At 68.2% G+C, this 25,134-nt stretch carries 20 protein-coding genes; 13 read left to right on the top strand and 7 right to left on the bottom strand.

The genetic code is table 11. The features are described 5' to 3' along the window. Positions 1 to 3: 3 nt before the first annotated feature. Positions 4 to 858, bottom strand: a complete 855-nt coding sequence (locus tag JWS14_RS32845) for an AraC family transcriptional regulator (RefSeq protein WP_072948329.1) — start codon at positions 856 to 858, stop codon at positions 4 to 6. 99 nt (positions 859 to 957) lie between these two features. Between JWS14_RS32845 and JWS14_RS32840 the strand changes: the two genes are divergently transcribed. Next, positions 958 to 1,644, top strand: a complete 687-nt coding sequence (locus JWS14_RS32840) for a hypothetical protein (RefSeq protein ID WP_206015144.1) — start codon at positions 958 to 960, stop codon at positions 1,642 to 1,644. Position 1,645: 1 nt separating this feature from the next. Here JWS14_RS32840 and gad read toward each other — a convergent pair whose 3' ends face one another. Continuing rightward, a complete protein-coding gene (gene gad / locus JWS14_RS32835; RefSeq protein ID WP_072948326.1) occupies positions 1,646 to 3,031 on the bottom strand; it encodes a glutamate decarboxylase in 1,386 nt (461 codons plus the stop codon). Positions 3,032 to 3,156: 125 nt separating this feature from the next. On the opposite strand from gad, the gene JWS14_RS32830 reads away from it, so the two are divergent. The 5 genes from JWS14_RS32830 to JWS14_RS32810 all read left to right on the top strand — a co-directional run bounded on the left by JWS14_RS32830 (position 3,157) and on the right by JWS14_RS32810 (position 13,402). Continuing rightward, positions 3,157 to 4,305 carry an ABC transporter ATP-binding protein gene (locus JWS14_RS32830; RefSeq protein WP_206015143.1) on the top strand — a complete coding sequence of 383 codons (1,149 nt, stop codon included), beginning with the start codon at positions 3,157 to 3,159 and terminating at the stop codon, positions 4,303 to 4,305. Continuing rightward, entirely contained in the window at positions 4,302 to 5,081 is a 780-nt protein-coding gene (locus JWS14_RS32825; protein ID WP_206015142.1) for an ABC transporter permease, read from the top strand. The genes JWS14_RS32830 and JWS14_RS32825 overlap by 4 nt, the downstream gene beginning before the upstream one ends. A 50-nt stretch (positions 5,082 to 5,131) precedes the next feature. Beyond that, complete coding sequence (locus tag JWS14_RS32820; protein WP_206015141.1) at positions 5,132 to 9,010, top strand: ABC transporter ATP-binding protein; 3,879 nt, start codon at positions 5,132 to 5,134, stop codon at positions 9,008 to 9,010. A 111-nt stretch (positions 9,011 to 9,121) separates the two neighbouring features. Further along, positions 9,122 to 12,901, top strand: a complete 3,780-nt coding sequence (locus JWS14_RS32815) for a multifunctional oxoglutarate decarboxylase/oxoglutarate dehydrogenase thiamine pyrophosphate-binding subunit/dihydrolipoyllysine-residue succinyltransferase subunit (protein WP_072948322.1) — start codon at positions 9,122 to 9,124, stop codon at positions 12,899 to 12,901. A gap of 39 nt (positions 12,902 to 12,940) precedes the next feature. After that, positions 12,941 to 13,402 carry a hypothetical protein gene (locus JWS14_RS32810; RefSeq protein WP_241031534.1) on the top strand — a complete coding sequence of 154 codons (462 nt, stop codon included), beginning with the start codon at positions 12,941 to 12,943 and terminating at the stop codon, positions 13,400 to 13,402. A 125-nt stretch (positions 13,403 to 13,527) separates the two neighbouring features. Here JWS14_RS32810 and JWS14_RS32805 read toward each other — a convergent pair whose 3' ends face one another. Then, positions 13,528 to 14,166, bottom strand: coding sequence for a TetR/AcrR family transcriptional regulator (locus tag JWS14_RS32805; protein ID WP_206015140.1), 639 nt, complete (start codon positions 14,164 to 14,166; stop codon positions 13,528 to 13,530). A gap of 70 nt (positions 14,167 to 14,236) precedes the next feature. Here JWS14_RS32805 and JWS14_RS32800 point away from each other — a divergent pair, with 70 nt between their 5' ends. From JWS14_RS32800 to JWS14_RS32790, 3 genes are read left to right on the top strand one after another with little or no spacing between them, the layout of a single operon-like run. Beyond that, entirely contained in the window at positions 14,237 to 15,838 is a 1,602-nt protein-coding gene (locus JWS14_RS32800) for a flavin-containing monooxygenase (RefSeq protein ID WP_095860983.1), read from the top strand. Continuing rightward, on the top strand, positions 15,835 to 16,665 hold the full coding sequence (locus JWS14_RS32795; RefSeq protein ID WP_072948315.1) for an SDR family NAD(P)-dependent oxidoreductase: 831 nt from the start codon (positions 15,835 to 15,837) through the stop codon (positions 16,663 to 16,665). Before JWS14_RS32800 ends, JWS14_RS32795 begins: the two co-directional genes overlap by 4 nt. 7 nt (positions 16,666 to 16,672) lie before the next feature. Further along, positions 16,673 to 17,593 carry an alpha/beta hydrolase gene (locus tag JWS14_RS32790; protein ID WP_206015139.1) on the top strand — a complete coding sequence of 307 codons (921 nt, stop codon included), beginning with the start codon at positions 16,673 to 16,675 and terminating at the stop codon, positions 17,591 to 17,593. Here JWS14_RS32790 and JWS14_RS32785 read toward each other — a convergent pair. Next, on the bottom strand, positions 17,552 to 18,490 hold the full coding sequence (locus JWS14_RS32785; protein ID WP_206015138.1) for an ABC transporter substrate-binding protein: 939 nt from the start codon (positions 18,488 to 18,490) through the stop codon (positions 17,552 to 17,554). The genes JWS14_RS32790 and JWS14_RS32785 overlap by 42 nt on opposite strands. 144 nt (positions 18,491 to 18,634) lie before the next feature. On the opposite strand from JWS14_RS32785, the gene JWS14_RS32780 reads away from it, so the two are divergent. Genes JWS14_RS32780 through JWS14_RS32765 form a run of 4 tightly spaced genes read left to right on the top strand, consistent with a single transcriptional unit; the run spans position 18,635 to position 22,181 of the window. Continuing rightward, on the top strand, positions 18,635 to 19,609 hold the full coding sequence (locus JWS14_RS32780; protein ID WP_206015137.1) for an ABC transporter substrate-binding protein: 975 nt from the start codon (positions 18,635 to 18,637) through the stop codon (positions 19,607 to 19,609). 10 nt (positions 19,610 to 19,619) lie between these two features. Continuing rightward, the gene (locus JWS14_RS32775; protein WP_206015136.1) at positions 19,620 to 20,777 is read left to right on the top strand and encodes an ABC transporter ATP-binding protein; all 1,158 of its coding nucleotides are present in this window, start codon (positions 19,620 to 19,622) and stop codon (positions 20,775 to 20,777) included. Positions 20,778 to 20,781: 4 nt separating this feature from the next. After that, on the top strand, positions 20,782 to 21,480 hold the full coding sequence (locus tag JWS14_RS32770) for an ABC transporter permease (RefSeq protein WP_072948304.1): 699 nt from the start codon (positions 20,782 to 20,784) through the stop codon (positions 21,478 to 21,480). After that, the gene (locus JWS14_RS32765) at positions 21,477 to 22,181 is read left to right on the top strand and encodes an ABC transporter permease (RefSeq protein WP_072948302.1); all 705 of its coding nucleotides are present in this window, start codon (positions 21,477 to 21,479) and stop codon (positions 22,179 to 22,181) included. Before JWS14_RS32770 ends, JWS14_RS32765 begins: the two co-directional genes overlap by 4 nt. 81 nt (positions 22,182 to 22,262) lie before the next feature. On the opposite strand, the gene JWS14_RS32760 is transcribed toward JWS14_RS32765, so the two are convergent. The 3 genes from JWS14_RS32760 to JWS14_RS32750 form a co-directional block, all read right to left on the bottom strand. Beyond that, entirely contained in the window at positions 22,263 to 23,456 is a 1,194-nt protein-coding gene (locus JWS14_RS32760) for an NAD(P)-dependent malic enzyme (protein WP_206015135.1), read from the bottom strand. Between the two features lie 379 nt (positions 23,457 to 23,835). Beyond that, a complete protein-coding gene (locus JWS14_RS32755; RefSeq protein ID WP_206015134.1) occupies positions 23,836 to 24,195 on the bottom strand; it encodes a hypothetical protein in 360 nt (119 codons plus the stop codon). Further along, positions 24,192 to 25,046: a PHP domain-containing protein gene (locus tag JWS14_RS32750; protein WP_206015133.1), complete on the bottom strand. Its 855-nt coding sequence runs from the start codon at positions 25,044 to 25,046 to the stop codon at positions 24,192 to 24,194. The genes JWS14_RS32755 and JWS14_RS32750 overlap by 4 nt, the downstream gene beginning before the upstream one ends. Positions 25,047 to 25,134 lie beyond the last annotated feature (88 nt).

The raw sequence follows: 25,134 nt of genomic DNA, 5'->3' as shown, positions 1-25,134 counted from the left end.
ACATCACCGTGCACCGTCGTCGGGGTCGGGGTCTTGGACGAATGAGAAGGGGTCGATCTCCCGCCACCGCGACGGCGGGACTCCCGCGAGATCGCGCCAGTCCCGCGCCATGTGGGCCTGGTCGTAGTAGCCGCACACCGCGGACACGTCGGCGAGTGTCGCCCCGGCGGCCCCCTTGAGCATCCGGTGCGCACGATCGAAGCGGGACAACCGCACCACGTCCTTGGGCGTCACGCCGTACTCCGCGACGAACCTGTTCACCAGATGCCTTCTGCTCCAGCCGACCTCGTGCGCGACGTCGCCGACCCGGACACCGCCGCCGGCGACGAGCAGGTGCCAGGCGCGGGTGAGATGCGGGTCGATCTCCGCAGGCGCGGCGCGGCGCGTGAGGATCTCGTCGAGGATCGCGAACCGCCCGTCCCAGCCGGGTTCGAGGGACAGCCGTTCCGTCAACTCCCCCGCATCGGAACCGAGCAGGTCCTCGAGGCCGACGACCCACGCACCCAGGGCGGCGGTGGGCACGCCCAGCAGCGCCCGGGCGCCGAGCGGGCTGAGTGCCAGCTGGACGCCGTGCTGGTTGCCGTCGTGCCGGATCGTCACCGGTGCCGTCGCGATGCCGCTGGCCAGCGTGTCGTATCGACCGGGCGCCTGCTCGGGCGCCGCCTGGGCTGCGATGTCGAGGGGCTCGTCGATCGTCACGATCACCGTCAGGCAGGGCGAGGGCAGACCGAGATGGATGCCGGGCTCGAACCCGGCGAGCCGGTAGCCGTCGTACCCCGTGACCAGGGCGCGCAGGGGTGCGGCCGGGCGCCGGAAGGCCCCGGACGACACCGCGGTATCGCTGTCGGCGACGCTCACGACACCAGCCTAGGCAACGGCGCCGACAGCGGCCACGGCGTTCGCTCACCTACAGTCGGTGCCAGCACACTCGAAGCACTAGGCGAGACGGGAGCCCCGATGGCTGGCAATGGTGGACCGGTGGAGAAGGTACTGGTCTCGGTCCTCGACAACGGAAGCCGGCTCCAGGCGCCCGCGGTGGCCAAGTACGTCGAATGGGTCCGGCGCTCGCACCCCGGTGAGTCGCCCGCGCAGATCGTCGAGCGCATGGAGAAGATGTTCCTGCTGGCGGTGACGGGCAGCGGCAGCGCCGTCGGCGCCACCGCCGCCATTCCCGGGGTCGGCACTGTCGCCTCCATCGCGGCGGTGGGCGCCGAATCGGCGTTCTTCCTGGAAGCGGCGGCGCTGCTCACCCTCGCCGTCGCGTCGGTGCACGGCATCTCCGCCGCCGACCATCAGCAGCGGCGCGCACTGGTCCTCTCGGTGGCCCTCGGCGAATCGGGCATGGAGATCGTCCAGAAGGCGACCGGTGTGACGGCGAAGAACTGGGCCAGCGCCATCACCAGCCGCATCCCCGGCCCCACGATGAAGGGCATGAACAGCACGCTGGTGCGCAAGTTCATCACCAAGTACGCCGCCCGCCGCAGCGCGCTGATCCTCGGCAAACTCGTGCCCGCCGGCATCGGCGCCGCCATCGGCGGCGCCGGCAACCGGGCCATCGGCAAGGGCGTCATCAAGAACTCGCGGGAGGCATTCGGTCCCGCGCCTGCCCGCTGGCCGGACGAGCTCCGTACAATCGAAGCGTGACCTAGTGGGCGAAGTGCTGTTCCGTCGAACGCCCGCCGCCCTTCTCGCAGAGTTCGGCGCACACTTCCTCGATCGCCTCGGCGACGAGGGTCCCCAGGTCGGCGCTGAAGCCCTCGCGGACGACGATGCGCAGAACCGCCACGTCCTCCGCGTCGGCGGGCATCGTGTAGGCGGGCACCTGCCAGCCCCGCGCCCGCATCTCGTGTGACACGTCGAAGACCGTGAACCCGGGGTCGCCGACCAGTTCGAACGACAGCACCGGTATGTCGGTCCCGTCCGTGATGAGGGTGAAGTATTCGAGCTCGGCGATGCGCTTGCCGACCCGGACCGCGGTGTCGCGCAGCGTCTCCATGATCGACCGGTAGCCTTTCCGGCCGAGCCGCAGGAAGTTGTAGTACTGGCCCACCACCTGATTACCGGGCCGCGAGAAGTTGAGGGTGAACGTCGGCATGTCGCCGCCCAGGTAGTTGACCCGGAACACCAGCCCCTCGGGAAGGTACTCACGCTCACGCCACACCACGAACCCGATCCCCGGATACGTCAACCCGTACTTGTGACCACTCACGTTGATCGAGGCGACGCGCGGAACCCGGAAGTCCCACAACAACTCCGGTTGCAGGAACGGGACGACGAAGCCACCGCTCGCCGCGTCCACGTGGATCGGGACGTCCGGGCCGCCGGACGCGGCGAGCGCGTCGAGCGCTGCCGCGATCTCGGCCACCGGCTCGAGTTCCCCGGTATAGGTGGTGCCCACGATCACGATCGCACCGATGGTGTTTTCGTCGACCGCGTCCCGCACCTGCTCGGGCGTGATGACGTAGCGGCCCTTCTCCATCGGCAGGTACTTGGGCTCGACGTCGAAGTACCGGCAGAACTTCTCCCACACCACCTGGACGTTGCTGCCGAGCACCAGATTCGGCCGGGCAGTGTCCTTCCCGGCCGCTTCCTGCTTCGCCCGCCACCGCCACTTGAGCGCAAGCCCACCGAGCATGACCGCCTCGCTGGAACCGATCGTCGAGACGCCGGTGGCGCTGGCCGGGTCGGTGGTCGACAGGTCGGGGGCGTGGAACAGATCGGCCACCATCGACACGCAGCGGGCCTCGATCGCCGCCGTCGCGGGGTACTCGTCCTTGTCGATCATGTTCTTGTCGAACGTCTCGGCCATCAATTTGTCGGCCTCGGGATCCATCCACGTGGTGACGAACGTGGCCAGGTTCAACCGGGAACTGCCGTCGAGCATCAACTCGTCGTGGATGAACCGGTACGTGGCCTCGGGATCGGTTTCGTCGTCCGGCATCCGCAACGCCGGAAACGGGTCGACCGAGAGGCGCCCGGTGTACGCGGGAGAGATGACGTCGCGTTGGTGATGATGGTGGTGCTTGCTCATGTGCGTCCCCAATCGATTGGTGTCAGCAAGCGCCGTCGCGACGCCTGTACGCAGTTGGTGAATCTCGGCACGGCAGCCCAGTAGGGTCGGAACAGTTCCATTCGATTGTGGCAGGGGAGGACGGGTTGACCACAGTAATCCCGGGAAGTTTCGCGGCGCCGATCGAGGTGCGGGGGCTGTCGAAACGCTTCAAGAACGTCGACGCGGTCACGGACCTCGGCTTCACCGTGCCGCAGGGATCGATCACCGGATTCCTCGGGCCCAACGGCTCGGGCAAGACCACGACGCTGCGGATGATCCTCGGTCTCGTGAAGCCGACGTCCGGCACCTCCACGGTCGCCGGCGTCCCGATCCGCTCCCTCGTCGACCCCGCGCGCACGGTCGGCGCCGTCCTCGACTCGCAGAGCCTGCACCCCAACCGGACGGCACTCGACCATCTGAAGGTGTACGCGTCCGCGATCCGCGTTCCGGACACACGCGCACGCCAGGTGCTCGCACTCGTCGGGCTCGAGGACGTCGCCGGTCGCAAGGCGGGCGGTTTCTCCCTCGGCATGCGTCAGCGGCTGTCGCTGGCGACGGCGCTGCTCGGTGATCCGCGGATCCTGATCCTCGACGAACCGGCCAACGGGCTCGACCCCGAGGGCATCGCCTGGCTGCGCGAATTCCTGAAGGGCTTCGCCGCATCCGGCCGCACCGTGCTGATTTCGAGCCACATCCTCCGCGAGGTGGAGCAGACCGTCGACAATCTGGTGATCGTCAGCCGCGGCTCCCTCGTCTACCAGGGACGCATGGAGGAGTTGCGCAAGTCGCAGCAGAGCCGGTTGCTGGTCGCGTCGTCGAGCCCGGCCGCGCTGGCGACCGCCCTGGCCGCGAAGGGCATCGTCGACGCCCGCTCGCTCGCCGACGGGCGCCTCGCCGTCGTCGGTGCGTCCCTCGAACTCGTCGAGTCCGTCGCCGCGGGAGCCGGGGTGACGATCTTCGGGGCCGTCGGCGATCACATCGACCTCGAGCAGCTCTTCCTGTCGATGACCGCGGGCCAGTACGTCGCCGGGGCGAGCCCCGCCGCGCCCTCGGGGTACGGCCCGCCGCAGACGTACGCTCCCCAGCCCGGGTACGCGCCGCCCGGCTACCCCGCACAACCGGGTTACTCCCCGCAACCCGGCTACGGGCCGCCGCCCGGCTACCCCGCGCAACCGGGATATGCCCCGCCACCGGGCTACGGCCCACCACCCGCACACCCCCAGCAGGGTCCGATGTCCGGAGGTCCGCGATGACATCGCTGCTCACCGCGGAATTCCGCAAGGTCACCACATTGCGTTTCTGGTGGATGCTCGGTCTGGCACCGCTGATCGTCGGAATGTTCTCGAGCGCGATCACCCTTCCGGTGATGCGCGCCTTCACCGACGCGTTCGAGGCCGATCCGAACGAGGCCAACCTCGCCGCCACCCTGTTCGGGCTGGCCGTCGCCGTCGCCCTCGTCGTCCTGTTCGCCGCACTGTTCGGGGCGGTCAACGTGGGCACGGAATTCCGGTACAAGACGCTCACCACCACGTTCCTCACCGCCCGCGGCCGGGACGGGGTGATCGGCGCCAAGCTCGCCGTCACCGCGGCGTTCGGCTTCTTCTACTGCCTCGTGGTGGAGGTGGTCAGCGTCGCCCTGCTGCTGACGTTCGGCGGTGACACCTTCGAACTGCGTGGATCCCTGTTCGCGATGCTCGGGGCGGCCCTGATCTGCGCGACACTCTGGGCGCTCATCGGCGGCGGCGTGTCGATGCTCACCGGCTCGTCCGTCGGAAGCTGCATCGCCCTCGTCGTCTGGTACACCCTCGGCGAGATGATCCTCCGCTCGATCCTCAGCGGAATCGGCATCGGCTCCGTCGGCGGCATCCTCCCCGTGTCCGCCACCCTCGGGACGGTCGCCAACGCGGCCGCAGGCAACGAGATCGACTGGCTGACGCTCTGGCCTGCCGCACCCCTCGCCCTGCTCGGGTGGACGGCGGTCTTCGTCGCAGGCGGTTGGGCGCTCACCCGGCAGCGCGACATCACCTGACGCCGCGCCGGATACCGGCCCTGTCGGCACCCGGCGCTAACGTGGACCCAGTGGTAGGTGAGAGTGCGTCCGGTTCGGTGATCGAACGGGAACAGACGCTGGAGCGGGATCAGGCACGGCCGGGCTGGATTCGACGGCTGAGCGGTGAGTGCTGGGCGCACCGTCGCGTCGCACTCGGCGCCCTGACCGTGACGGTGATCGCCGCCGGCATCGATATCTCGTTCCCCCTCCTCACCAAGTACGCGGTCGACGCAGCGGGCTCCGGTAGCGCCACCCAGGTGATCGGCACCGCCGCACTGCTCATCGCACTGCTCGCGTGCGTGCGGTTCGGCTGCCAGTACGGCCGCCGGATGCTCGCGGGCAAGCTGTCCCTGGACGTCCAGCACGACCTGCGGCTGGGCCTGCTCGGCGCGCTGCAACGGCTCGACGGGCGGGGGCAGGATCAGATCCGCACCGGCCAGGTGGTGTCCCGGTCCATCACCGACCTCCAGCTGGTGCAGGGCCTGCTCGCAATGGTCCCGCTGTCGGCGGGAGCGCTGCTCCAATTCGTCCTCGCCCTCGCGATCATGGCGTGGCTCTCGCCGTTGCTGACCGTCGTCGCGCTGGTGATCGTTCCCGCGGTCTGCCTCGTCGTGTACACGATGCGACCGAAGCTGTTCGCGGCCACCTGGTCGGCGCAGCAGCGGGCGGCCGACCTCGCGCAGCACGTCGAGGAAACCGTCACCGGTGTCCGCGTGGTCAAGGGCTTCGGCCAGGAACGCCGGGCCGTCGACCAACTCGAGGACCACAGCCGGGCGCTGTACGCCGAACGCCTGCGGGCCGCCCGGATCAACGCGCGCTTCGCCCCGACCATGGCGGCGCTGCCCCAACTCGGCCTCGTCGGCGTCATCGCGATCGGCGGCTACCTCGCACTGCACGGGACCATCACGATCGGCACGTTCCTCGCCTTCGCCACCTACGTCGCCACGATGACCGGCGTCACCCGCACCCTGTCGTCGGTCGTGATCATGGCCCAGCTGTCCAGGGCCGCCGTCGAGCGCGTGTACGAGGTGATCGACGCCGAACCGGAGGTCGCGGACCCACCGCATCCCACCGCGCTGCCCGGCGGACCGCTCGGTGTGGATCTGCGCTCGGTGACGTTCGGGTTCGAATCGGAGCGCCACGTCCATCGCGGGCTCGACCTGCGGATCGCACCCGGCGAGACGGTCGCGGTGGTCGGCATGGCCGGCTCCGGCAAGACCGCGCTGTCGCTGCTGCTCCCCCGCTTCTATGCGCCGTCCTCGGGTTCGGTGTCCCTCACGTCCGGCGGCGAATCGTTCGACGTGTCCACCCTGAGCGCCGAGCAGTTGCGTGAGGCGGTCGGACTCGTGTTCGACGAACCCTTCCTCTTCTCCGACACCATCGCGGCCAACATCGCGCTCGGCAGGCCCGACGCCAGCGCCGAGGAGATCCGCGCCGCCGCCGCCATGGCCGCCGCCGACGAATTCGTCTCCGCGTTGCCGGAGGGCTACGACACCGTCGTCGGCGAACGCGGACTCACGTTGTCGGGCGGACAGCGGCAGCGGATCGCGCTGGCACGCGCACTCCTCACCGACCCGCGGGTGCTGATCCTCGACGACGCCACGTCCGCTGTCGACGCCACCACCGAGGCGTCGATCTTCGAGGCACTGCGCGCCAACCACGGCCGGACGGCACTGATACTGGCGCATCGCCGCTCCACGCTGTCGCTCGCGGACCGCGTCGCCGTTCTCGACGGCGGACGGATCGTCGATTCCGGCACGGTCTCCGAACTCGACGAACGGTGTCCGCTCTTCCGCGCACTGTTCGCCTCCGCCGAGAACGCGGGCCCCATCGACGTCAGCGTCCCCGCACCGAGCGACCCCATGCCGTATCGGCGCGTGCCGTCCGAGTCCGAGTTGTGGCCGGAGGACGCCGAGGAATGGGACGGACCCGTTGCGGCCGCCTCGTCCGGCCGCACCCCGGCCCCCGGCGCGGGCCCCGGCGGCCGTGCCGGCGGCGGACCGATGGCGGGAGCGCTGGGCAGCGTGGCCCCCACCCCCGAACTCCGGGACGCCGTGAATGCGCTGCCGCCGGCCGTCGAGAGCCCGGGCATCGAGACGCGGAACCTGCGCCTCCCCGAACCCGACTTCCGGCTGTCGCGGATCCTGCGGCCGGTCCGCGGCCTCCTCGTGGCCGTCGTCGTCTGCCTCGCGCTCGACGCGCTGGCGGGGATCGCGTTCCCGTCCATCGTCCGGTACGCGATCGACCACGGTGTCGTCCCGCAGGACGCCGCGACGCTCTGGACTGCCGCGGGGGTGGGCGTCGCGCTCGTCGTCGCCGGCTGGCTCGTCGTCGCCCTGATGACGGTGCTCACCGCGCGAGCGGGAGAACGGGTGCTGTTCGGGTTGCGGGTGCGCAGCTACGCCCATCTGCAGCGGCTCGGGCTCGACTACTACGAGCGCGAACTGTCCGGCCGCATCATGACGCGGATGACCACCGACGTCGACGCGCTGTCCTCGTTCATCCAGACGGGGATGTCCACCGCTGTGGTGAGCGTGCTGACCGTCCTCGGCATCTCGGTCGCCCTCGTCGTCACGAACGTCACGCTCGCGCTGGTGGCCCTCGCCGTCATCCCGCCGCTCCTCGTCGCGACGCTGATCTTCCGCCGGATCTCCTCGGTGGCGTACACGGTCTCGCGGGAGCGGATCTCCCTCGTCAACGCCGACTTCCAGGAGAACGTCGCCGGGCTCCGCGCCGCCCAGGCATACCGCCGCGAGGAGTTCGCCGCCCGCCGGTTCGCCGAGCGGGCCGACAGCTACCGTCGCAGCCGGATGCGGTCGCAGCGGGCGATCTCGCTGTACTTCCCGTTCATCGCGTACCTGTCGGACCTCGCCCTGGCCGCCGTGGTGTTCGTCGGTGCACACCAGGTCGCGGGCGGTCACACGTCCACAGGGACCCTCGTCGCCTTCGTGCTGTACCTCGGGCTGCTGTTCGGGCCCATCCAGCAGCTGTCGCAGGTGTTCGACGGGTATCAGCAGGCCAGTGTGGGCCTGCTCCGGATCGGAGACCTGCTCCGCACACCCAGCTCCATCGAGCGGGCGACCTCCCGTGACGATCTCCAGCCGATCCACGGGCATCTGCGCGGCGAGCTGTGCCTGCGTGACGTCGGGTTCCGCTATCAGGGCGCGGACAGCGACGCCCTCACCGACATCGAACTGCACATCCCCGCCGGCACCACCGTCGCACTCGTCGGCCGGACCGGTGCGGGCAAGTCGACCATCGTGAAGCTGCTCGCCCGCTTCTACGACCCGACGTCCGGGGCGGTGCTCGTCGACGACGTGGATCTCCGCCGGTACCCACTCGGCGAGTACCGCGGACGGCTCGGCGTCGTCCCCCAGGAAGCCCACCTCTTCACCGGGACCGTCGCCACCAACATCGCGTACGGCCGCCCGGATGCGAGCCGGGAAGAGATCGAGAACGCGGCCCGCGCGGTCGGAGCACTGGGCACGATCGCCGAATTGCGGGGTGGGATGCATCACCCCATCGGCGAGCGCGGGCAGGGTTTGTCGGCGGGCCAGCGCCAGCTGATCGCGCTCGCCCGAGCCGAGCTGGTCGACCCCGATCTGCTGCTGCTCGACGAGGCGACCGCGACGCTCGATCCGGCCACCGAGCAGGTAGTTCTCGAGGCGAGCAGCCATGTGACACGCACCCGCACGTCGGTGGTGGTGGCCCACCGGCTGGCCACCGCGGCCCGGGCAGATGTGATCCTCGTCATCGACAAGGGCCGGGTGGTGGAAACGGGATCGCACGCCACCCTGCGCTATGCCGGTGGCCACTATTCGGGACTGTGGGATGCGGCGGAGACCGGGGCGGGGAATAATCGCGGGGCGAGAACCGTCATCGATGGTGACCCCATCGGTTGGCCGTGAGACAGCTCACACGTGCAGGCCTGGCGATCTACACGTCACACGCGAGGGCTAGTCTCATGTATATAGGCGCTCTGATCGGGTACCGAAATAGAAACGAGGCGAACACCTGCCGTGAGCAGCAGCTCTACATCCCAGTTCGGACAGAACCAGTGGCTGGTTGACGAAATGTACCAGCGTTTCCAGGACGATCCGTCGTCCGTGGACGCGAGTTGGCACGAATTCCTGACGGATTATTCTCCCGACGCAGCCGCCGCCAAGGCAGGCGCAGCCAACGGACGCGGCACGAACGGCACCACCACCGCCGCACCTGCTGCCGCTCCCTCCGCCAAGGCTTCGACTCCCCCTGTTTCCGAGTCCGCGACCGCACCCCAGCCTCAGACCAAGCCGGCCAACGGTGCCGCAGCCAAGACTGCACCCAACGGTGCAGCTCCGAAGGCTGCCGCCCCGAAGACCGAGGCCCCCAAGAAGGCCGCACCCGCAAAGGACGCCCCGGCGAAGGACGCGAAGGCGTCCGCCCCCGCGCCTGCCGCCGACGAGTCGAAGGTTCTCCGCGGCGCAGCTGCTGCCGTCGCGAAGAACATGTCGGCATCGCTGGCCATTCCGACCGCCACCAGTGTTCGCGCCATCCCTGCGAAGCTGATGTTCGACAACCGGATCGTCATCAACAACCACCTCGCCCGTACCCGCGGCGGCAAGATCTCGTTCACGCACCTGCTGGGTTACGCGATCGTGCAGGCGGTCAAGGCGTTCCCGAACATGAACCGGCACTTCGCCGAGATCGACGGCAAGCCCAACGCGGTCACCCCCGCACACACCAACCTCGGCCTGGCCATCGACCTGCCGGGCAAGGACGGCAACAGATCCCTCGTCGTCGCCGCGATCAAGAACACCGATACCCACAACTTCACGCAGTTCTACAGCGCGTACGAGGACATCGTCCGGCGCGCGCGTGACGGCAAGCTCACCGCCGAGGACTTCTCGGGTGTCACGATCTCGCTCACCAACCCCGGCGGCATCGGCACCGTGCACTCCGTGCCGCGCCTGATGAACGGCCAGGGCGCCATCATCGGTGCCGGCGCCATGGAGTACCCGGCGGAGTTCCAGGGTTCGAGCGACGAGAAGATCGCCGAGATGGGCGTCGGCAAGCTCATGACGCTGACCTCGACGTACGACCACCGCATCATCCAGGGCGCGGAGTCCGGCGACTTCCTTCGGACCATCCACAAGCTGCTGATCAGCGACGAGTTCTACGACGAGATCTTCCACTCGCTGCACATTCCGTACGAGCCGGTCCGCTGGCGCCAGGACGTCTCCGAAGGCGCGGTCGACAAGAACACCCGCGTCCTCGAACTGATCGCGGCGTACCGCAACCGCGGCCACCTGATGGCCGACACGGACCCGTTGCAGTTCGTCAAGGACAAGTTCAAGAGCCACCCCGACCTGGACGTCACGACGCACGACCTGACGCTGTGGGACCTCGACCGCGAGTTCAAGGTCGGCGGATTCCACGCCCAGGAGAAGATGAAGCTGCGCGACGTGCTCAGCGTGCTGCGCGACGCGTACTGCCGCCACGTCGGTGTCGAGTACACGCACATCCTGGAGCCGGAGCAGCAGCAGTGGCTGCAGGACCGGGTCGAGGCGCACCACGTCAAGCCCACGGTCGCTCAGCAGAAGTACATCCTGAGCAAGCTCAACGCCGCCGAGGCGTTCGAGACGTTCCTGCAGACCAAGTACGTCGGCCAGAAGCGCTTCTCGCTCGAGGGCGCCGAGTCCGTCATCCCGATGATGGACGCCGTCATCGACCAGGCCGCCGAGCACCAGCTCGACGAGGTCGTCATCGGCATGCCGCACCGCGGTCGCCTCAACGTTCTCGCGAACATCGTCGGCAAGCCGTACTCGAAGATCTTCACGGAGTTCGAGGGCAACATGAACCCGGCGGCCGCTCACGGCTCCGGCGACGTGAAGTACCACCTCGGTGCCGAGGGCACGTACATCCAGATGTTCGGTGACAACGACATCACCGTGTCGCTGACGGCCAACCCGTCGCACCTCGAGGCTGTCGACCCGGTCCTCGAGGGCCTGGTCCGCGCGAAGCAGGACATCCTCGACAAGGGTGAGGACGGCTTCACCGTCCTGCCGCTGATGCTGCACGGCGACGCCGCGTTCGCCGGTCAGGGTGTCGTGGCCGAGACGTTGAACCTGGCGCTGCTGCGCGGGTACCGCACCGGCGGCACCGTGCACATCGTGGTCAACAACCAGGTCGGTTTCACCACTGCCCCGGAGCACTCCCGTTCGTCGGAATACTGCACCGACGTCGCGAAGATGATCGGCGCGCCGATCTTCCACGTGAACGGCGACGACCCCGAGGCGTGTGTCTGGGTCGCCCAGCTCGCTGTCGACTTCCGGGAGAAGTTCCAGAAGGACGTCGTCATCGACATGATCTGCTACCGCCGTCGCGGTCACAACGAGGGCGACGACCCCTCGATGACGCAGCCGGCGATGTACGACGTGATCGACACCAAGCGCAGCGTCCGCAAGAGCTACACCGAATCCCTGATCGGCCGTGGCGACATCTCGCTGAAGGAAGCCGAAGACGCCCTGCGCGACTACCAGGGTCAGCTGGAGCGGGTGTTCAACGAGGTTCGCGAACTCGAGAAGTACACGCCGGAGCCCAGTGAGTCGGTCGAGCTCGACCAGGTGCTGCCCACGAAGCTGAAGACGTCGGTCGACGAGTCGGTGCTCGAGCGGATCGGCGACGCGTTCGTCAACCTGCCCGAGGGCTTCACCGTCCACCCGCGCGTCAAGCCGGTCATCGAGAAGCGCCGCGAAATGTCGCGCGAGGGGAAGATCGACTGGGCCTTCGCCGAGCTGCTCGCGTTCGGTTCGCTGGTCGACCAGGGCAAGATGGTTCGCCTGTCCGGCCAGGATTCCAAGCGCGGCACGTTCACGCAGCGTCACTCGGTCCTCATCGACCGCAAGACGGGCGCCGAGTACATCCCGCTGCAGAACCTGGGCAGCGAGAACCCCGGCAAGTTCCTGGTCTACGACTCCGCGCTCAGCGAGTTCGCGGCCGTCGGCTTCGAGTACGGCTACTCCGTGGGCAACCCGGACGCGCTCGTGCTGTGGGAGGCGCAGTTCGGTGACTTCGTCAACGGTGCACAGCCGATCATCGACGAGTTCATCTCGTCCGGTGAGGCCAAGTGGGGCCAGCTGTCCGACGTCGTGCTGCTGCTGCCGCACGGTCACGAGGGTCAGGGTCCCGACCACACGTCCGGTCGTATCGAGCGCTTCCTGCAGTTGTGCGCCGAGGGTTCGATGACCGTGGCCGTGCCGTCCACCCCGGCCAGCTACTTCCACCTGCTGCGTCGCCACTCGCTCGACGGAATCCGCCGCCCGCTGGTCGTCTTCACACCGAAGTCGATGCTGCGCAACAAGGCCGCGGTCTCCGACGTCGAGGACTTCACCACCGGCAAGTTCCGCTCGGTGTTCGAGGAGCCCACGTACGAGACGGGCAACGCCGAACGCGACAAGGTTCGCCGGGTCCTCCTCGTCAGCGGCAAGCTGTACTGGGAGCTGCTGGCGAAGAAGCAGAAGGATAACCGCGAGGACATCGCGATCGTCCGCATCGAGCAGCTGTACCCGGTTCCGAGCCGTCGTCTCCGCGAGACGCTGGACCGCTACCCGAACGCCACCGAATTCCGGTGGGTTCAGGAGGAGCCGGCGAACCAGGGTGCGTGGCCGTTCTTCGGTCTGGCTCTGCCCGAGTTGCTGCCCGACAAGCTGTCCGGAATCAAGCGCATCTCGCGTCGTTCGATGTCGGCACCGTCCTCGGGTTCGAGCAAGGTGCACGCTGTGGAACAGCAGGAGATCATCGATGAAGCCTTCGGCTGAGGGGCGTGAAACGGCTGAAGCGTTCAGCTGAGCGTCTGATTGACTGATCTGCCATTGAGCCGGGTCGAGTTCACTCCACGGAGTGGACTCGACCCGGCTTCGTGGTACCTGGACCTCGGTCGCCACCTCACACGTATCGGCGCCCGGCCGCGGCCGTACGGCGGGTGTTTCCTGCGGGCCGAGTCGATGCATGCGCTGTTCGGGGCGGCCGACGAGTCACGTCCCCGCGAAGGCGATCAATCGTTCAACACGCTCTCGCACGGCCAGTCGTTCCTGCGGTACGTCGCCGACCCTCCGATCGGCGTGGGGTTGTGGATCCTGGACGAGCCCGAGCCCGAGCCCGAGGCCGCGCTGTCGTTTCAGTCGTGCGTGGCGTTGCTCGGCGTCCTCGCGGATCTGGCCGAGGAGGGTTCGCAAGTGATCATGGCGACGCACTCTCCCCTGCTCGCCGCGGCGCCGGGCGCGGAGATCTGGGAACTCTCCTTCCTGCGGCATCTGTAGCCCGGTCACGCCGGGGCCCGGCCGCATGCACCACTTCTCTGCACACGCGCAACTTTTCGCGCCCGAAAACGGGAGCGGCTACCCACAACGAGTGCGTCCGCTTCGGCGACGGGGTAGTAGGGGTGTCAGGTCGTCGTGGCCGACACGAGCGCGGCGGCGATCTCGGGCGCGGCGGCAATGGCCAGCGCGGGAAGGGCCTGAACGTTGAGTTCGATCAGTTCTTCGCGGGTCAGGTGCGGGTCGCGCAACCAGGAAATCGTGACTTCCTCGACATAGGCGATCCAGCCCCGGACGGCGAGTTCGACCGCCCGGGTGGGCTCGATGCCGATCGCGGGCAGTTGTTCGAGGGTCCGCTCGGACATCACGGCGCGGGTCTGCTCGAAGACGGCCCGCATGTCCGGGTCGCCGCTCGCCGTTCCCCGCAGGAGCGAGACGTACGTGCCACGGTTCTCGGTGACGTAATCGACGTACGACGCGAGCACCGAGCGCAGGATCTGCATCGGATCGCGCGCCTCCACGACGTACGGGTCGGGGGCGGTGCGGGCGAGCATCTCGCTGCTGGTGTGCCGCACGATCTCGAGGTGGAAGTCGTGCTTCGACGCGAAGTAGTGGAACAGCAGGCCGCGGGAGACACCGGCCTGATCTGCGATGTCCTCGACGGAGATCTGCTCGAGCGGGCGCTCCGCCAGCATCTTGGCGCCGAGGTCGATCAGTTGGGCGCGCCGTTGTTCGGGGCTGAGACGGGTCCGCTTCACAACGTCCATGGGACAAGACTACTGAATGAAGGTCAATAGGCTATTGACTGCCCCTCAATAGCGCCCTATGGTTTCTTACATGAGTCTCCCCGTCACAGATACTTACGCCCCCACCGCAGGTGTCCGCCACGTCGACACACTGATCATCGGCAGCGGGTTCGCCGGCCTCGGCGCGGCGATCAAGCTGACCCAGGCAGGCAAGACCGACTTCCTCGTGCTCGAACGCGGCAACGAGGTCGGTGGTACGTGGCGAGACAACACGTACCCGGGTGCGGCGTGCGATGTTCCCTCACATCTGTACTCCTACTCGTTCGCGCTGAACCCGGAGTGGACCCGGTCGTTCTCGACGCAGCCCGAGATCCAGAAGTACATCCAGTCGGTGGCGGACAAGTACAAGGTGCGCGACAAGCACCTCTTCGGCTGTGACGTGCAGTCCGCCCACTGGAACGAGTCGACCACTCGCTGGGAGGTCAGCACCACCAAGGGGAACTTCGTCGCGAAGGTGGTCGTCTCCGCGGTCGGCGCACTGTGCGAGCCGTCCCTCCCCGACATCAAGGGCATCGAAGGCTTCGAGGGCGAGATCTTCCACTCCGCCCGCTGGAACCACGACGCCGACCTGACGGGCAAGCGCGTCGCCGTCATCGGCACCGGCGCCTCGGCCATCCAGATCGTGCCCGCCATCGGCAAGAAGGTGTCGCACCTCGACGTGTACCAGCGCACGGCGCCGTGGATCCTCCCCCGGGCGGATCGCGAGTACACGACGCTCGAGCACACCGCGTTCAAATACCTCCCCGGCTTCCAGAAGCTGTGCCGCACCGGCATCTACTGGATGCGCGAGAGCCAGGTCGTCGGACTCGCGAAGGCCCCCGTCTTCATGAAGCCGCTGCAGCTCGCGGCCGAGCGCCACCTGCGCCGTCAGATCAAGGACAAGGCTCTGCGCAAGAAGGTGACGCCGAACTTCCAGATCGGCTGCAAGCGCATGCTCATCTCGAACAACTACTACCCCACCCTCGCGCAGGACAACGTCGACCTGGTGACCGACGGCATCGCCGAGGTCACGGCGAACTCGGTGATCTCGAAGGACGGCACCGTCCGCGAGGTCGACGCCATCGTCGTCGCCACCGGTTTCCACGTCACCGACTCCCCCACGTTCGAGGGCATCTTCGGCAAGGACGGCCGCTCGCTCGCCGCGGTCTTCGACGAGGGCGGGCAGCAGGGTTACAAGGGCGCCGCGATCGCGAACTTCCCCAACATGTTCTTCCTGGTCGGCCCGAACACGGGCCTGGGCCACACCTCGATGGTCTTCATGATCGAGTCGCAGCTCAACTACCTCGTCGACGCCCTGCAGACGATCGACAAGTACGGTATCGGCAAGATCGAGGTCCGTCAGGACGCCCAGGACCGGTACAACGCCGACCTCCAGGAGAAGCTGTCACACAGCGTCTGGAACAACGGCGGGTGCGCGAGCTGGTACCTCGACAAGCACGGCAACAACACCACCCTGTGGCCGGGCTTCACGTTCCAGTTCCGGAACGAGACCAGGCGCTTCGATCTCACCGCGTACGACAGCGTGGCCACCGCCGATCTGCCTGCGCCCGTGCACGTAAACGGAAAGACCCCCGGATCCGCCGCCATCCCGGCGCAGATCGACCTCGACGACGACAAGGTGACAGCACAGTGAGCGAGTTCGCAGGCAAGGTAGTCGTGATCACCGGGGCCGGCTCCGGCATCGGCAGGGCGCTCGCCCTCGATCTGGCGCGCCGGGGCGCCCGGCTGGCGATCTCGGACATGGACACGGTCGGACTCGCCGAGACCGCACGCCAGGCGGAGGCGCTGGGCGCCGAGGTCAAGTCCGATCACCTTGACGTCACCCAGCGCGAGGCGGTGCTCGCGTACGCCGACGAGGTGCGGGCCCACTTCGGCAAGATCAACCAGGTGTACAACAACGCCGGCATCGCCTACCACGGTGAGTTCGAGAAGTCCGAGTTCAAGGACATCGAGAAGATCATGGACGTGGACTTCTGGGGAGTCGTCAACGGCACCAAGGCGTTCCTGCCGCATCTCATCGCGTCGGGCGACGGTCACGTCGTGAACGTCTCGAGCCTGTTCGGACTGCTGTCCATGCCCGGCCAGAGCGCGTACAACTCGGCGAAGTTCGCCGTGCGCGGTTTCACCGAGTCGCTGCGCCAGGAGATGCTGATCGCCAAGCATCCCGTGAAGGTGACGTGTGTGCATCCCGGCGGCATCAAGACGGCCATCGCCCGCAACGCCACCGCGGGACCGGGCGAGGATCTCGACACGTTCGCAAAGTTCTTCGACCAGAAGCTGGCACGCACCACTCCGGAAGCGGCGGCGGAGACCATCGTGACCGGCGTCCGTAAGGGCAAGGCGCGCGTGCTGATCGGCGCCGACGCCAAGTTCCTCGACGCCTGGGTGCGGCTCGTCGGACCGAGCTACCAGCGGGTGGTTGCCCTCGTCGCCGGACGCGTCCTCCCCAAGTCGAACTGAGGTACCGATGAGCTTCCACCTGCCGCTGCCGGTCGTCGCGACGGCCCTCCGGCCGTTCTACCGCCTCAGCCTCAACGCACGGCTTCCGTACTCGGTGCAGCGGACCCTTCTCGACGTGGGTGCTCCACTGCAGCAGGTGCCCGCCGGTGCCGTCGTCCGCCCGACCGTCCTGACCGGGAGGCCCGCGGAGCGGATCACGGTGGGAGCCACCGAACGCCGGACCGCTGTCCTCTACCTGCACGGCGGTGCGTACACGATCGGTTCGCTCGCCACCCACCGATCGCTGGCCGCCCACATCGCCCGAAAATCCGGTTGCGTCGTCTACACCCTCGACTACCGGCTGGCTCCGGAACATCCGTTTCCGGCCGGGCTCGAGGACGCCGTCGCCGCGTACATGGAGCTGAACACCGAACACGGTTACGAGACAGAGCAACTCGCCATCGCGGGCGATTCGGCGGGTGGTGGCCTGACCGTCGCCACCGCACGACGCCTGATCGATCGGCACGGCGTGACTCCCGCGGCGTTGGCGTTGATCTCCCCGTGGGTCGATCCCGGCAGGCGCGACACGTCCCGGGACCGTGATCTCGTCGTCAACACCGCGTGGTCGTTCGACGCCGCCGAGAAGTACCTGGGCAACGGAGACGCGCGGGATCCGGGTTACGCACCGTTGCAGGGAAATCTGGCGGGACTGCCGCCGACGTTGATACACGTCGGGGTGGACGAGGTGCTTTACCCGCAGATAATGGAGTTCGTCGACAAGCTGAACGAGTCGAAGGTGGACGTCACGCTCACCGAGTACGCCCGGCTGTGGCACGTCGCCCATCTGCAGGCGTCCCTGGTCCGCGAGGCCGCGGACGCGGTCGCGGAACTCGGGGCGTTCCTGGGTTCACAGATGGGAGTCCAGCCACACCCGCGCCACGTCGGCTGAATCGGCACCACCGCGGACCTGGCCGATCATGTCGGCCAGGTCCGCGGTCGTCAGTTCACCCGCCACGACGTTCAGCGCCTTCAGCTGGGCTTCGCTCAGGGTCCCGATCCGGAACAGCGGCACCACGTTCTGCGCGGTGAACACGTGTTCGTCGTCGGACAGCAGCACCAGATCCGTGTCCGCGACGTCGGGCGACGACGTGGTCACACCGGCCACCACGGCTCCGCCCGCCGGTGCGGGGACGGCGAGTTCGCCGAGCGCGGCGGCGTCGTCGGCCACCCTCGTCGTCTGCGCGAACGTGCACCCGGTGAGGCCGGCGAGAGCATCGGCCTCGAACGCCGGGGCGAGGACGGCGGTGCTCTTTCCGCACGAGGGAACGAGGTCGTCCAGCGTGGTGAGACCGAGCTGTTCGGATATCTGCGGAGTCACCGCCAGCGCCGACCTGTCCTCGGCGGCGGCGAAGTCGGAGATCGAAAGCCCCTGCGGCAGAGCCTTACTCAACGCCTCGAACACGTCGTCCTGTTCGGTTTCCGTCGACTCGGGGTCGTAATAGCGCAGCAGCCGGCCCGTGAACTCCGGCACCAGCGTGACGCTTCCGGCATCGAGTTGCCCGAGATAGGCGGTCCGGTCACCGAGGCCGTCGTCGGTGGTGACCGGCGCGCCCGTCGAACGCAGGGCACCCGCATAGATTTCGGCGAGGATGCGGCTCTCCGCACCGTCGCCCGCACCCACCACGATCTGGCCCTGCCCCTGTCCCGCGGCACCGTCGAGGGTTCTGTCGCCACCGGCGCACCCGGACGCTGCCCCCGCGACCAGTAGCAGCGCGGACGCGGCGATCAGTGCCCGGGACCACGCCGCCGGGCGCCCGGCCGATTCGTCTGTGCGTGTGTGTGCCACGTCGCGCCTTTCGTTTACCTCGAGCCGGCCGAAAACCGTGCTCTGTCCGCCCCTATCGTTACACTGGCCAACCGATGGCGCGGACACGCGTCCACCGGCTTTCCGTCGGCAGGTCCGGCGCCGGTGACAACGGGAAGGACGCTCATGCGCACCTCACGAATTCTGTCGGGCTTCACCCGCCGCTCCGTGGGCAGTATCGCTCTCGCGACGGTCGCCGTCGTGTCGCTCGCGGCGTGCGGTGGCGGCGGATCCGACCCCCTGTCCGGCGGCGGCGAAGGCTCCGGTGACGACCCGAACGCGATCATCGTGGGATCGGCGAACTTCCCCGAATCGGAGACGGTGGCGAACATCTACACCGAGGTGCTCCGCGCCAACGGGTTCGACGTGACGACGAAGTTCAACATCGGCTCCCGTGAGGCCTACATTCCCGCACTGAAGGACGGGTCGATCGACGTCATCCCCGATTACACGGGCAACCTCCTGCAGTATCTCGACCCGGATTCCACCGCCACGAGCGCCGCCGACGTCGACGCGGCGCTGCCTGCCGCGCTGGGGCCGGAACTGACGATCACCACCCCGGCCCCCGCGGAGGACAAGGACGCCGTCGTCGTCACGAAGGAGACGGCGCAGCGCTGGAACCTCACCTCCATCGCGGATCTGGCGGCACACTCGAACGAGGTGAAGTTCGGCGCACCGGCCGAATTCCAGGAACGTCCCGGTGGCCTGCCCGGCCTGAAGGCCAAGTACGGCCTCGACATCACGCCCGACAACTTCGTCCCGATCGCCGACGGCGGCGGTCCGGCCACGGTGGACGCTCTCGCGTCGGGACAGATCACGGCCGCCGACATCTTCACCACGTCTCCGGCGATCGCAGAGAACGGTTTCGTGGTGCTCGCGGACCCACTGAACAACTTCGCGGCGCAGAACGTCGTCCCGGTGTTGCGCACCACCAAGTCCTCCGACAAGCTGACCCGCGCCCTCGACGCTCTGTCCGCGAAGCTGACCACCGAAGAGCTTGTCGCGCTCAACAATTCCGTCTCGGGTGATGCGAAGACCGAGCCGGCGGCGGCCGCGAAGCAGTGGGTGACGGACCAGGGGCTCGACAAGCCGGTCTCGTGAGGAGGCTGCCGTGATCACATTCTCGGGAGTCACCAAGCAGTACCCGGACGGCACGACGGCGGTCGACGGCCTCGACCTGCAGATCGAGGCCGAATCGTTCACGGTCTTCGTGGGGCCGTCCGGCTGCGGCAAGACCACGTCGATGCGGATGATCAACCGGATGATCACCCCAACCACTGGGACCATCACGGTCGACGGCCGCGACATAGCCCGGACCGACGCGGTGAAGCTTCGCCTCGGCATCGGCTACGTGATCCAGAGCGCGGGACTGTTGCCGCACCGCACGGTGGTCGACAACGTCGCGACCGTGCCGGTGCTGCGCGGCGACTCGAGGCGCAACGCCCGCAAGGCCGCGTTGGCGGTGCTCGAACGCGTCGGACTCGACCCGGCGCTGGCCTCCCGCTATCCCGGCCAGCTCTCCGGCGGCCAGCAACAACGCGTCGGGGTCGCCCGGGCGCTGGCCGCCGATCCGCCGATCCTGCTGATGGACGAACCGTTCAGCGCCGTCGATCCCGTTGTCCGCGAAGATCTGCAGGCCGAGATGCAGCGGCTGCAGGCCGACATGCGCAAGACGATCGTGTTCGTCACCCACGACATCGACGAGGCCGTCAAACTCGGTGATCGGGTGGCGGTCTTCGGGCCGGGCGGCCGGTTGCAGCAGTACGATGCACCCGACACGGTGCTGTCGGCGCCCGCCACCGATTTCGTCGCCTCGTTCGTGGGTCGTGACCGCGGGTACCGGGGGCTGTCGTTCCGGACGGCAGATCAGGTTCCGCTGCACACCCTGCGGACGGCGACCGAGAACGAATTGCCCGGGCTGCGCCTCGAACAGAGTGAATGGGTCCTCGTCGTCACCGACGCGGGCGTGCCGCGGGGGTGGATCGACGTCACCGGCGTCGAGGGGGCGCGGGCCGGTCGGCCCGTCTCCGAATGCACTGCGGCGGGCGGATCGCTCTTCACCCCCGGTGCCGACCTGCGGCAGGCACTGGACGCGGCGATCTCTTCGCCGTCGGGCATCGGGGTGGCCGTCGACGCGGACGGTGCGGTCTCGGGCGGCATCCTCGGCTCCGAAGTGATCGCGAAGCTGGCCGAGCAGCGGGCGGCGGAGGACCACGCGCGGGGTGAGCACTATTTCACCGCCCAGCAGGCGACCCCGGACGGGCCGTGATCGCGTGCGCTGGCTCATCGACAACTTCTCGGTCGTCGTCGACCTGACGAAGACCCATCTCTATCTCGCACTGGTTCCGCTGCTGATCGGGTTGCTCATCGCGGTTCCGGTGGGCACGGCGATCCGGGGTGCTTCCTGGCTGCGAAAGATCACGCTGATCGTGGCGGGCATCGCGTTCACGATCCCGTCGCTGGCACTGTTCGTGACGATCCCCTCCGTCTTCGGACTGCAGATCCTGGACCCGCTCAATGTGGTGATCGCGCTGACGATCTACTCCACGGCACTGCTCATCCGCGCCGTTCCCGAGGCTCTCGACTCCGTTCCCGCGGACGTCGTCGACTCCGCCACCGCGATGGGTTTCACGCGCCTCCGCCGGGCGCTGACCGTCGAATTGCCGCTCGCACTGCCCGTTCTCATTGCGAACGTCCGAGTGGTGGCGGTGACCAACATCTCGCTGGTGTCGGTGGGTTCGCTGATCGGGATCGGCGGCCTCGGCACCCTGTTCACGCAGGGCTACCAGCGGGACTACCCCGATCAGATCCTGGCGGGGATCATCTCGATCGTCGTGCTGGCCCTCGCGTTCGACCTGCTGCTGTTCCTCGTCGGCCGGGCACTGACACCGTGGACCCGGCAGCAGAGGGTCCGGCGCGCACCGCTGGTCGCGGGACAGTCGACGGCCCCCGCGCCGGAGGAGGCTTCGTGAACATCTTCGGCGGCGCGTGGGAGTACATCGTCGACCCGGGTAACTGGTCGGGCAGCACCGGAATCGGCGCCCGCATCCTCGAACACCTCTGGTACAGCTTTCTGGCGGTCACACTGTCCGCGGTGGTGGCGGTGCCGATCGGTCTGATCATCGGACATCTGCGCAAGGGTGACGTGGTTGTGGTCGGTCTCGTCAACGCACTTCGGTCGCTGCCGACGCTGGGCCTGCTGACGTTCCTGGTGCTCCTGCTCGGGCTGGGTCTGATCCCACCGATCCTGGCCCTGGTGATCCTCGGGATCCCGCCGGTCCTCGCGGGCACGTATGCGGGTGTCGCGAATGTCGACCGGACGGTCGTGGACGCCGCCCGCGCGATGGGGATGACCGAATGGCAGGTCCTCACGAGGGTCGAGGCCCCGAATGCGCTGCCGCTCATGCTCGGCGGGCTGCGCAACGCCACCCTGCAGATCATCGCGACCGCAACGGTGGCCGCGTACGTCAACCTCGGCGGCCTGGGCCGCTACATCTTCGACGGACTGGCCCTGCGCCAGTACGACCGGGTGCTCGTCGGCGCGCTGCTGGTGACGATTCTGGCTCTCGTCGTGGACGGGTTGCTCGCGCTGGCGGTGTGGGCGTCCGTTCCGGGAACCGGCCGCCTGCGACGGAATCCGAGCGCCGAACAGATCGCCGAGCGCGCGTCGTAACGAGTTCTCCCACAACGGCAAACACCCCGACACCGGAACCGTGGGTGCGGGTTCCGGATCGGGGTGCTCGACGGATTCTCGCTAGCCGGTGACGCCTTCTGCGCGAGCAGCGGCGGCGACTGCCTCCGCGACAGCGGGGGCGACGCGAGGATCGAGCGGGCTGGGAACGATCTTGTCTACAGCCAGCTCGTCACCGACGACCGAGAGGATTGCCTCGGCGGCGGCGAGTTTCATGCCTTCGGTGATGCGGCGGGCGCCGGCGTCGAGCGCGCCCTTGAACACACCGGGGAAGGCGAGCACATTGTTGATCTGGTTCGGGAAATCACTGCGACCGGTCGCGACGATCGCCGCGTGCTTGCGGGCGACGTCGGGGTGGATCTCCGGGTCCGGGTTCGACAGCGCGAACACGATGGAGTTCTCCGCCATGGTCGCGATCAGCTCCTCCGGGACGGTGCCCGCGGAGACACCGAGGAACACGTCCGCGCCGTCGAGGGCTTCGACGACGCCGCCGCGGCGGGCGGCCGGGTTGGTGCGGGCGGCCAGGTCGACCTTGATCTCGTTGAGGTCGGTGCGGTCGGCCGAGACGATGCCCTTCGAGTCCAGCACCGTCACGTCCGCGATGCCGGCGGCGAGCAGGATGTTCGCGCAGGCGACGCCGGCGGCGCCGGCACCGGAGATGACGACCCGCAACCCGCGGATGTCCCGGTCCTGGACCTTGACCGCGCCCTTCAGCGCGGCGAGGACGACGATGGCGGTGCCGTGCTGGTCGTCGTGCATGACCGGGCAGTCCAGGGCCTCGATGACGCGCTGTTCGATCTCGAAGCAGCGGGGCGCGGAGATGTCCTCGAGGTTGACGGCACCGAAGCTCGGGCGCAGCCGGATCAGGGTCTCGACGATCTCGTCCGGGTCCTTGGTGTCGAGGACCAGCGGGATCGAGTTCAGGCCCGCGAAGTTCTTGAACAGGGCCGACTTGCCTTCCATCACCGGAAGGGAGGCACGGGGGCCGATGTCCCCGAGGCCGAGGACCGCGGAGCCGTCGGAGACGACGACCACGAGGCGGTTGGTCCAGGTGTAGCGGTCGGCGAGGGTCTCGTCGGCGTGGATGGCGCGGGAGACCTGCGCGACACCGGGCGTGTAAGCGATGGACAGGGCGCGCTGGGAGTCGAGGGGAGCGGTGGTCTCGACCGAGAGCTTGCCGCCGAGATGGCCGGCGAAGATCTCCTCGTCGGTCAGTTCGACCTTCTGCGGTGTGGTGGGTTCGGACACGATGGACACGATGACACTCCTGATAAGTCCAGGCTCACTCGGGGCCGGGTTACTGAGAAGTAACCGTAGGGATCGGCGCTGATCCTCACAGTTACTCCACGAACGACAACTGGGGTGAAGCTTCCGGGGTGCGCGATCACGATGGCCGCAGAACGTCCGAAGCGTCATGGCACTGGGCGGGTGAGCCCCTGGCAACGCTGCCATAAAAACCCCCGCCGAAGGGCGGTGGCGCCGACGTCGGAGTGGTGCTAAGTCTGGCACGAATATCGATGCACAATCAAATTGCCACGACAGTCAGATGTCTCACGTTTTCGGGCCTCTACCTGTGAGAATAAGTTACCGGCGGGTCACTGTGAGGGCCGGTTTCAGATATCGGGCCGAGCGTTCCTCAACCCCACCACTGGGTGGCCAGCAGAAGTGCCGCCGCGGCGAGGACGGCCACGGACGCGACCACGGCGGCGAACCCGTCGCGGCGGTCCGCAATCCGCTGCGCGACGATCACGAACACGGACGCGACCACGTGCGCGGTGATCGAGACCGCCCCGGGGCCCGGGAAGCCCCGGCCCCCGCCGACGTAGGCGGAGCCGATCACGACGAGGCAGAGGATCACCACACCGGCGGCGACTGCGCCGCTGAAGGCGCGCAGCGCGCGGACCGGAAGCGGGTTGCGTCGCGGTTCGGTGGCCACCACCGTCCTCGGGACGGCGGGAGCGTACGGGTCGTATCGCTCGGACTCGTGCGTGTTCATGCCGAGACCACCTGCACCCCGGATGCTTTCGACACGAGGGTGTCGAACTCGTCGGCGTCCGTTGCGAACTCGCCGAGCCGGATCGGTTTGTTCGTCCCGTGGTAGTCGGAGGAGCCGGTGACGACCAGACCGAGCTCGTCGGCGAGGGCCTGCAGCACCCGCGCGTCTTCCGGCGAATGGTCGGGGTGATGCACCTCGACCCCGTGCAGACCGGCACCCGCCAGGTCACGGACGTGATCGAGCGACAGCAGCCGCCCCCTCGTGCGGGCCCTCCCGTGGGCGAGGACGCTCACTCCCCCGGCCTCCGCCACCAGTTGCACGGCCTCGTCGAGCGGGGTGTCCGATTTGTCGACGAAGTACCGGCCCCGCGGGGCCAGCAGGTCCACGAACGCCTCACCGACGCTGCCGACCACGCCGGCACGCATCAGAGCCCTCGCCAGGTGCGGGCGCCCGGCCGCCGGTCCCGCTTCCGCGAGCACCTCGTCGGCGTCGATGGGGAGACCGTCCTCCATCATCAGCTCGGCCATGGCGCGGATCCGGACGATCCGCTCGTTCCGCAGGCGTTCCCGTTCCCGCGCGAACGCCGCGTGCGCGGGATCGAACAGGTAGGCGAGGAGGTGCACGGCGACCGGGCGTCCGTCCTCACCCCGCCCCTCGCAGGACATCTCCATGCCCCGCACCAGCCCGAGCCCCGCAGGCAGCGCCGCGACCGCTTCGGCCCACCCCGCGGTCGTGTCGTGATCGGTGATCGCCACGATGTCGAGTCCCGCCGCCCCCGCGGCGCGCACCAGGTCCGCCGGACTGTCGGTTCCGTCGGAGGCCGTCGAATGGGTGTGGAGATCGATGAGCACCAGACCAGTCTGTCAGGTGTCGCCGCACGGGGTCCGAGCGTGCGGCCCGGAAGCCTGGCGTGTCGTGCGACGCCGCCCGGCCCGGACC

Source organism: Rhodococcus koreensis (assembly GCF_017068375.1).
In the GTDB taxonomy this organism is placed as follows: Bacteria; Actinomycetota; Actinomycetes; order Mycobacteriales; family Mycobacteriaceae; genus Rhodococcus_F; species Rhodococcus_F koreensis.
The sequence above is the reverse complement of the archived record's forward strand: the minus strand, read 5'-3'. Positions and strand labels throughout refer to the sequence as shown.

Excerpts from the sequence above, each read along its gene's own strand:
- JWS14_RS32755 (WP_206015134.1), bottom strand. The coding sequence starts at position 24,195 with ATGAACACGCACGAGTCCGAGCGATACGACCCGTACGCTCCCGCCGTC.
- JWS14_RS32840 (WP_206015144.1), top strand. The coding sequence starts at position 958 with ATGGCTGGCAATGGTGGACCGGTGGAGAAGGTACTGGTCTCGGTCCTC.
- JWS14_RS32825 (WP_206015142.1), top strand. The coding sequence starts at position 4,302 with ATGACATCGCTGCTCACCGCGGAATTCCGCAAGGTCACCACATTGCGT.
- JWS14_RS32800 (WP_095860983.1), top strand. The coding sequence starts at position 14,237 with ATGAGTCTCCCCGTCACAGATACTTACGCCCCCACCGCAGGTGTCCGC.
- JWS14_RS32780 (WP_206015137.1), top strand. The coding sequence starts at position 18,635 with ATGCGCACCTCACGAATTCTGTCGGGCTTCACCCGCCGCTCCGTGGGC.
- JWS14_RS32790 (WP_206015139.1), top strand. The coding sequence starts at position 16,673 with ATGAGCTTCCACCTGCCGCTGCCGGTCGTCGCGACGGCCCTCCGGCCG.
- JWS14_RS32805 (WP_206015140.1), bottom strand. The coding sequence starts at position 14,166 with ATGGACGTTGTGAAGCGGACCCGTCTCAGCCCCGAACAACGGCGCGCC.
- gad (WP_072948326.1), bottom strand. The coding sequence starts at position 3,031 with ATGAGCAAGCACCACCATCATCACCAACGCGACGTCATCTCTCCCGCG.